A 607-nucleotide genomic window follows, 5' to 3' on the forward strand; every position below is an offset into this window, starting at 1 on the left:
GCACGACGATGGCCGAGCCGCGCACGACGCGCGCCATGAGAGGCACGGTCGCGATCGAAAGCGCGATGATCACCGCGGTCAGCCCGGGCCCGAAAATGGCTGCGATGGCCAGTCCGAACAGGATGGCCGGAAAGGACAGAAGCACGTCCATCAGGCGCATGAGCAGGCCCGACACCCGCGTGTAATAGGCCGCAACGAAGCCGACGAGACCACCGAGCGCACAGCCGAAGACGACGGAAGCGAACCCCATCAGCAATGTGGTGCGCAGGCCGAACAGCAGTCGCGTGATCATGTCACGCCCCTGCCCGTCCGTGCCGAGCAGGCCCATCTCGCCGGGCGCCTTCAGGGTATTGGCGAGATCGCCGCCATAAGGATCCGACGGAGCAAGCCAGGGCGCGAAGATCGCCCCCGCGATCACCAGCACCACGAGCACCAGCGAGATGCAGGCGCCGACATCGCTGACGAGCATTCCCAGCACCGATGGGCGGCGGACGATGAAGTCTTCGGTCGCTGGCGTCGGCAGCGGTTTTGCCTGCCCCTTCGCGAGCGTCTGCGTGATGGAGCTCATCAGGCGCCTCTCACTCTCGGGTCGAGCACGGCATAGAGC

1 protein-coding gene is annotated in these 607 nt (G+C 66.2%); it reads right to left on the bottom strand.

The annotated features are described in order from the left end of the window. The coding region (locus AB4Y92_RS25275; RefSeq protein WP_441822114.1) for an ABC transporter permease at positions 1 to 568 on the bottom strand (568 nt) is incomplete at its 3' end. Between the last annotated feature and the right edge of the window lie 39 nt (positions 569 to 607).

Source organism: Lysobacter sp. TAB13 (assembly GCF_052113885.1).
Taxonomy (GTDB): Bacteria; Pseudomonadota; Gammaproteobacteria; order Xanthomonadales; family Xanthomonadaceae; genus Lysobacter; species Lysobacter gummosus.